The 7143-nt window shown below is 60.3% G+C and carries 6 protein-coding genes and 1 pseudogene; 1 reads left to right on the forward strand and 6 read right to left on the reverse strand.

All coding sequences use genetic code 11. The annotated features are described in order from the left end of the window. Positions 1 to 2 precede the first annotated feature (2 nt). The 4 genes from shc to hpnC form a co-directional block, all read right to left on the reverse strand. On the reverse strand, positions 3 to 1979 hold the full coding sequence (gene shc, locus ABF824_RS00095) for a squalene--hopene cyclase (protein WP_415485764.1): 1977 nt from the start codon (positions 1977 to 1979) through the stop codon (positions 3 to 5). Between the two features lie 100 nt (positions 1980 to 2079). Next, the gene (hpnE, locus tag ABF824_RS00100; RefSeq protein ID WP_415485765.1) at positions 2080 to 3369 is read right to left on the reverse strand and encodes a hydroxysqualene dehydroxylase HpnE; all 1290 of its coding nucleotides are present in this window, start codon (positions 3367 to 3369) and stop codon (positions 2080 to 2082) included. A 2-nt stretch (positions 3370 to 3371) separates the two neighbouring features. Beyond that, positions 3372 to 4274: a presqualene diphosphate synthase HpnD gene (gene hpnD / locus ABF824_RS00105; RefSeq protein WP_415485766.1), complete on the reverse strand. Its 903-nt coding sequence runs from the start codon at positions 4272 to 4274 to the stop codon at positions 3372 to 3374. A gap of 47 nt (positions 4275 to 4321) precedes the next feature. Then, positions 4322 to 5260 (reverse strand): squalene synthase HpnC, encoded by a 939-nt coding sequence (gene hpnC / locus ABF824_RS00110; RefSeq protein WP_415485767.1) that lies wholly within the window; start codon positions 5258 to 5260, stop codon positions 4322 to 4324. 120 nt (positions 5261 to 5380) lie between these two features. Between hpnC and ABF824_RS00115 the strand changes: the two genes are divergently transcribed. Continuing rightward, positions 5381 to 5788 carry an NUDIX hydrolase gene (locus tag ABF824_RS00115; RefSeq protein ID WP_415485823.1) on the forward strand — a complete coding sequence of 136 codons (408 nt, stop codon included), beginning with the start codon at positions 5381 to 5383 and terminating at the stop codon, positions 5786 to 5788. 13 nt (positions 5789 to 5801) lie between these two features. Here the strand turns inward: ABF824_RS00115 and ABF824_RS00120 are convergent, their stop codons facing one another. Together ABF824_RS00120 and ABF824_RS00125 are read right to left on the reverse strand one after the other, a co-directional pair. Then, positions 5802 to 6953, reverse strand: coding sequence for a glycosyltransferase (locus tag ABF824_RS00120; RefSeq protein WP_415485768.1), 1152 nt, complete (start codon positions 6951 to 6953; stop codon positions 5802 to 5804). Positions 6954 to 7001: 48 nt separating this feature from the next. After that, positions 7002 to 7143 (reverse strand): annotated as a pseudogene (locus tag ABF824_RS00125) (NAD-dependent dehydratase); the annotation flags it as partial.

The following is a 7143-nucleotide window of genomic DNA, read 5'->3' on the forward strand; positions in this document are numbered from 1 at the left end:
GGTCAGAACCCGTAACTGACGGTGCGTGAATTGCTGACACCCAGATTGCGATAGCGGGAAACGGCCATCAGCGGGAAAAACATGCGGTAACCATGATATTTCAGATAGAAAACCTTGGGGAAACCGACAGCGTTGTATGGCTGTTCATCCCACTCGCCATCATCATTCTGATGGGTGGTCAGCCAGTTGATGCCCCGCGCCACTGCCGGGTCATCACGACGACCCGCAGCCATCATGCCCAGCACCGCCCATGCTGTCTGTGACGGCAGGCTTTCCTTGTAGCGACCGTGCTCTCCACCCTCATAGCTCTCGCAGCCTTCACCCCAGCCACCATCAGGACGCTGGGTCGAACGCAGCCATTCCACTGCACGCACGACCATCGGGTCATCATGAGAGATGTCAGCGGCGTTCAACGCACAGAGAACCGACCATGTGCCGTAAATGTAGTTGGTGCCCCACCGGCCGAACCAGGAACCGTCCTTTTCCTGATCACCCCGCAAATACTCGATGCCGCGTTCGATCACCGGACGGTCTTCGGGATTACCAAGCTGCGCAAGAAAAGAGATGCAACGCGCCGTCACGTCAGCGGTCGGCGGGTCAAGCAATGCGCCATGATCGGCAAAGGGGATATGATTCAGAATATCTTTGTCATTGTCGATATCGAATGCACCCCAACCACCGTTGGTGCTCTGCATACCGACAATCCATTTCCGCGCCCGTTCAATCGCCTCGGCATTGGCCGGATCGTTCTGGCGATGGAGCAGCATGCCAACGACGGCCGTGTCATCGACATCCGGATAATAGTCGTTGCGATACTGGAACGCCCAGCCGCCCGGCTCCAGATCGGGCTTGTTGATGGCCCAGTCACCCTTCACATCGAGAATCTGACGGCCACGCAGCCACTCGGCTGCCTTCGCCATTTTCGCCTGCGTCTTTTCGTTCGAGAGGCCGCTCGGGCCGCTCTCGGCTTCCATCATCGCATGACCAGCGAGACCCGTATCCCAGATCGGCGACACACAGGGCTGGCAGTAGACTTCGTCACCATGCTCGACCAACAGCGCCTTGACCGACTCCCAAGCCGTCGCGGCACGCGGATCGCTGTCCGGCACGCCCAGAGCGCGATACATCATCACGGTGTTGGCCATTGCCGGATAGATCGCGCCAAGCCCGTCGACGCCATTCAGACGCGGTTCGATGAAGTCCACAGAGGCCTTGATGGCTTTCTCATGCACCTTCTTCGGGATGAATTTCACCGCCGGACGCAGAACCTGATCCAGTATCTTGAAGGCATGCCCCCACCTGGAGCGGTAAGGGCCGCGAATCCAGTCTTTCACCTGATCGGGCGGCGTGAGGAACAGCTCCTGCACATGAATACCACGCGGATTGATCGCAATTGGCCTGAGCGCCGCCAATACCAGCAGAGGCGCAATCACCGTCCGCGACCAGTAGGACATGTTCCAGACGGAAAAGAATGCCGAGCGCGGTAACAGCATCAGTTCCACCGGCATGACCGGCGTTCCGTGCCACGGAATTTCACCAAACAGGGCGAGCTGAAAGCGGGTGAAGACGTTGGACCGCTCGGCCCCACCATGGGCGAGCACGGCTTCCCGCGCCCTCTTCATGTGCGGGGCATCGATATCATCACCAATGCATTTCAGCGCATAATAGGCCTTCACGGTGGCTGAGATATTGAAATCGCCATCGTGATAGAGGGGCCAGCCGCCGTGGTCGCCCTGAATACGCCGCAGATAGACGCCGATCTTCTCATCAAGCGGCTGGTCGATCCGGTCGAGGAAATGCTCCAGCAACACGAATTCGGCCGGGATGGTGGCGTCGGCTTCCAGTTCGAACACCCAGTGACCGTCGTCGTTCTGCCGTCCGGCCAGAGCCGCATGCGCACGTTTGACCACCCGATCCAGTTCATCCGGACCCAGTCCGACAGGGTCAGCCGTGGTAGAAATGGTTGCGTCGTCCAGCATGGCCTACAGTCATTCCCTCAGCAAAAAAACAATCCCGTTTGGGTGTTCCGTAGCGGCAAGTTGTCGTTCTGTCATCCATTTGTCACGAACCAGCCGCCTATCAGCGCAACCCCAGCACCTTCACGGCGGCCACACCCGAGCGGATTGCCCCGTCGATGGTGGCGGGCAGACCTGTCGCGGTCCAGTCACCAGCCAAGGCGAGATTGGACAGTCCGGTCCGGGCTGAAGGCCGTCTTTTCAGTTGTGCTGGCGTTGCTGCGAACGTTGCCCTTTTTTCCCACACCAACCGCTGCACGAACGGCTCTTCCGGCAAGGGGCGCTCCAGCAATCCGTCCAGCGCCTTGCAAACTTCCTGCCATATCTGTTTCCCGAGTTCCTCGGGTTCACGATTTGCGTAACGATTGGCCGCACTGACCGTGACGGAGACGATGTCACCCTTGAGAAACACCCACTCCGTCACCGCGCCCACAACGCCAACAAAGTGTGTTTTCGCGAAAGATCCCACCGGTGTCGGCGTATAATCCAAGCGAAAATGCGCGTTGAAGATGCTCTCAAAGGCATCTGGAACCACAAGATTCGGGATCACGTCCCGCAACAGCGCCGCCGCCACAGGTGCCGTCACAGCAAGAATCACCGCGTCATCCGCGCCAATTTCGATCCGGTCGTCGGGGAACTGAAGGGCCGTCACGCGGCCACCAGCCGACTCGATCCCGGTCACACGACTGCCTGTCCGCACTTCAGCCTTGAGAACGGCCAGATGCGACAGCGCCGGATCGACCAGACTTTCCGAGAGGCCAATTTTTGGAAAACGCGGGAGACACGCGCGACCGCCCTTGGCCAGTGACTCGTTGATCACATGGCCCAGCAATGCCGCACTGGCTTCGTCACTCGGCGTATTGAGAGCCGCTATGGAGAAAGGATTGAGCAGACGACGGGAAAACTCTCCAGCCAGCAGGCAGTCGGAGACGACCTGCGTCGGCTGGGCATCGATCAGGCGCTTCAGACTGAGAAGTTCCCCCAGTTTCATGCCTGGCACGCGCCGCGAGGCACTGAACACCCACCAGGGGATACGCCCCATCGAAAGATCCAGCGTCCAGTGACAGGGCTTCGCCAGATCGACAAACGGGAAAATCGGCTGGTTCGGACCCTGCAACGTATCCAGAGCGCCGATCAGACCAAGATACCGGAAAACGGCTTCATTGGCCGTCAGCAGCAGATGGTTGCCATTATCGATCCGGCAGCCGAGCTTCCTGTCTTCGTAGGAACGGGCACGCCCCCCACACGCAGGGCCAGCCTCATGAACAATGACGTGCTGGCCGCTCCCCGCGATCTCGACCGCCGCCGACAGACCGGCCAGCCCACCACCGACAATATGAACCCGACGCGCCACGGTCAGGCCGCGAAAGCCTGCAGAACACCCACGGCCTTGCGCACCTTAGAGACCGATGCCTCCGTGCGGACATGATCCCACCCACGTCGCTCCAGCGAATCCAGAATTGCCAGATAGCAGCCACCCATCAGGCGGGCTGGCACCATGGCCTTGCGGTCACACTTCTTCATGGCGGCAAAAGCCTGCCGGAAATGATCGCGCGCCCGGACAGAGATGATCTTCATGACGCCGGCCAGTCCCGGCGCGGCGAGAGCCTTCTGCGGGTCGGCTGGCACGTCAAAGCGGGCCAGAAGCTCTTTCGGCAGATAGAGGCGACCGATGCGGGCGTCTTCCGCCACGTCACGCAGAATGTTGGTGAGCTGAAGAGCGCGACCGAGATGATAGGCCACGCGCTCCGCATGCTTCGAACTGTCGCCGAAGACATGGACGGAAAGCCGTCCGACCGCGGACGCCACCCGATCACAATAGAGATCAAGGGTGACTTCATCCGGGGCGACGATGGCGCCTTCCGCGTCCATGGTCATGCCGTCAATCACGGCATCGAAATCCTTCTGCTTCAGCGAGAAGAAACGGATCGCTGCATGCAGAACGCGATCCAGCGCATCCTCTGGCTTGTCGGCATACAGGCGCGCAATGCGCTCGCGCCATGCATTCAGGCGCTCGATACGTGCGCTCGCATGTTCCGCGCCACGCAGATTCGGCGCATCACCATCAGCAATGTCGTCAACCATGCGGCAGAAGGCATAGATGGCATACATGCCATAACGGCGGAACGGCGGAAGAATCCGCATTCCAGCAGCAAAGGAGGTGCCCGCCTGCCTTACAATGGCTTCCACCCGGGCCAGATCGACGGGATCACATCCCATCGGCGTCGGCTCGTCCTGCGTTCCATATATTTCAGCCATGACATCCTCTCCCGACCAGTCGCGCCGCCTCGTGTGCGCCAGCCATCTCAGTCTTTCCAGTTCTTGAGGGCGGCGAGCGCTGCCCGTGCAAAATCAGCCTTCGTCAACGCCACACGCCCAGCCAGCGGATCACCCGCGCGCAGATGCGCCGCCAGCAGATGCGCCAGCTTGACGACCGCCGCACAATACATCCGCATACGCCGATCACGCACACGGTGGAGAAGCCCGACGGAAATGGCATTCAGCCGGTCCGTTTCGTCAAGCATCCTGTCGAAAACACGGCGAAGCGCAGGGGTGGTTACATCCCCCAGAACCGCTTCCACGGTAAGACCTTCCGCTGCCAGCATATCTTCGGGCACATAGCTCCGTTGCAACTGAAGAAGGTCCTGCTTGCAGTCCTGCAGGTGGTTCAAAATCTGCAAGGATGTGCAAAGGGCGTCCGATGCCGCGAACGTCCGCTCGCTTTCGCCATGCAGGCCAAGCAGGAAGCGCCCCACGGGATTGGCGGAATAACGACAGTAACGTGTCAGTTCCGCTTGCGACGCGTAGCGACTTTTCACGGCGTCTTCGCGAAACGCGATCAGCAGATCGGTCGCCACCTCGAAAGGCAACCCTGTCCGCAGGAGCATCTCACGCACACGGGCGGCCGAACGGGCATCCTTGCGATCGGGGGCCTGCGCCCCTCCACGCACGATGGCTTCCATCGCATCGAGCCGCGCCACCTTTTCCTCAGGAGACAGCCGATCACTGTCGGTCACATCATCACTGAAGCGGGCAAAATCATAGTAAGCGTGCACATGCGCACGCATTTCACGGGCGAACAGTACCGAGCCGACGGGGAAATTCTCGTCGGCCTGCCCTTTTCCCGACGAAACATCGGGCGCACGCCACGGATCGATCCCTTCCCGGCTGGCGGCAGCCCGCGCCGTAACAACGGACGGTAATTCTGGCTCCGCGCGAACGGATGATGTCGAATCCGGAAACATGGCGGCGTGGTTTACACGCTCTCGGCGACAATGCCTACACTCATCAAACGGATAGCGGCCTGCTGGCAGCGCCAGGACCGTATCTACATTCTGATTACCCCTATGGAGAACATCACTCTCATGTCTCAGCCTTTCCTTCCCCGCGCCGGCTGCGGCGCCGCCATCATGAGAGATGGAAAGCTACTGCTCGTGCTCCGCAAACGTGCCCCTGAAGCGGGGCATTGGGGTCTGCCGGGTGGGAAGATCGATCCATTCGAAACAGTAGCCGCTGCCGTGGCGCGTGAAATCGACGAAGAACTGGGGCTGAAAATCAGCCCTCACCGTCTGCTGTGTGTCGTAGACCAGATCGACCGCAATGCGGGCACCCACTGGATTGCACCGGTGTTCCTCGTGGAAGCTGCCGAAGGAGAGCCGGTGTTGCGCGAGCCGGAGGCTCTGGGCGCTGTCGCGTGGTTCCCTCTCGACGCTCTGCCGGAACCGCTCACGGAAGCCACACGACAGAGTCTGGCCGCGCTGGAAAAACTCTGACGGCCTTCAACACTTACCCTGCGTGAGTCGCTTCGGTATAGGCGCGGTTCTTCCACCGAACACCGCGCCCCCGATGATGATCGACCGCGGAACCGATGGTCGCCGCCGTATAGAACATCGCCACAAACGGCAGCAGGACGGCCCACAGAGGCGACATCTGGAAGCGTCGCAAGGTTGGCACGTAAGACGCCATGGAGGCTGTCCACGCGATCGCGCCAAGGCGACGCGCCGTGCCCTTGCCGCACAGCATCACCAACGCCGGCACGATCCACACCAGAATCATACCCAGCACGGTACCCACCAGCATCAGGGGCGAGTAGCGCAACTGCACATAGGCCGTTCGCGCAATCATCCGCCAGATGTCTGAAGGATGCGGATAAGGGCGAATGGAACGCGCCAGACAGGAATGACCGAGATAAATCCGCCCCCCAGACCGCTTCACATGCGCGGCGAGCGTGCAGTCGTCGATCAGAGCGCCACGTAAGGCCGCGATCCCACCGATTCGGGCGAGGGCCGCCCGGCGGATCAGGATTGTACCACCCGCCGCCGCCGCCGTACGGCTTTTCGGATCAGCAACCCGCGCAAAGGGGTAAAGCAATGCAAAGAAGAACACGAAGGCGGGCACCAGAGCCTTCTCGGCAACGCTGACACAGTTCAGCTCCACCATCTCCGACACCATATCCAGCCCTTCCCGCTCCGCCTTCTCGACGAGGGTGACGACGTGATGCGGGTCATGTTCGATATCGGCATCGGTCAGCAGGATATATCCATCGTCCCCCGGACGATCCGCCAGCGCACGGGTCACAGCCTGCTGCACAGCCCAGAGTTTGCCGCTCCAGCCCGACGGCCGGACCTGACCATCAATGACCGTCAGGCGATGCGAGGGGTCTGGAAGCGCCCGCGCCAGAGCGCCTGTCCCGTCCTCACTGCGGTCATCCGTGAGAACAATGCGGTAGTCCCCGGCATAATCCTGCGTCAGCAGGGACGAAAGGCAGGACTGTATCGATTCCGCCTCGTCCCGGGCAGGCACTACCACGCTTACGGCAGGAGCGGACGATGTTTTCGGCACGCGCCGAAGAACAGGTCCCGCCTGCCAGAAACGTCCGTGAAATCCAAGGAGAGCAATCCAGATCACAGTCGAAAGACCTGCGAGCAACGCTATCATCGGTCCGCAATTATTCCATATTTAATAAAACATTAATTTACATATATCTTATTTCAGCATCCCTGCCAGACGGAACCAGTCGATCGCGTCCTTCACCGCTTCCCGTGCCGGACGGGGGGCATATCCAAGCTCTCGAATGGCTTTTTCTGAAGAAAAGAACATCTTCTTGCGGGACATAGCGAGCATCTCG

Origin of the sequence: Acetobacter sp. (genome assembly GCF_047721705.1) — a bacterium.
GTDB lineage: Bacteria > Pseudomonadota > Alphaproteobacteria > Acetobacterales > Acetobacteraceae > Acetobacter.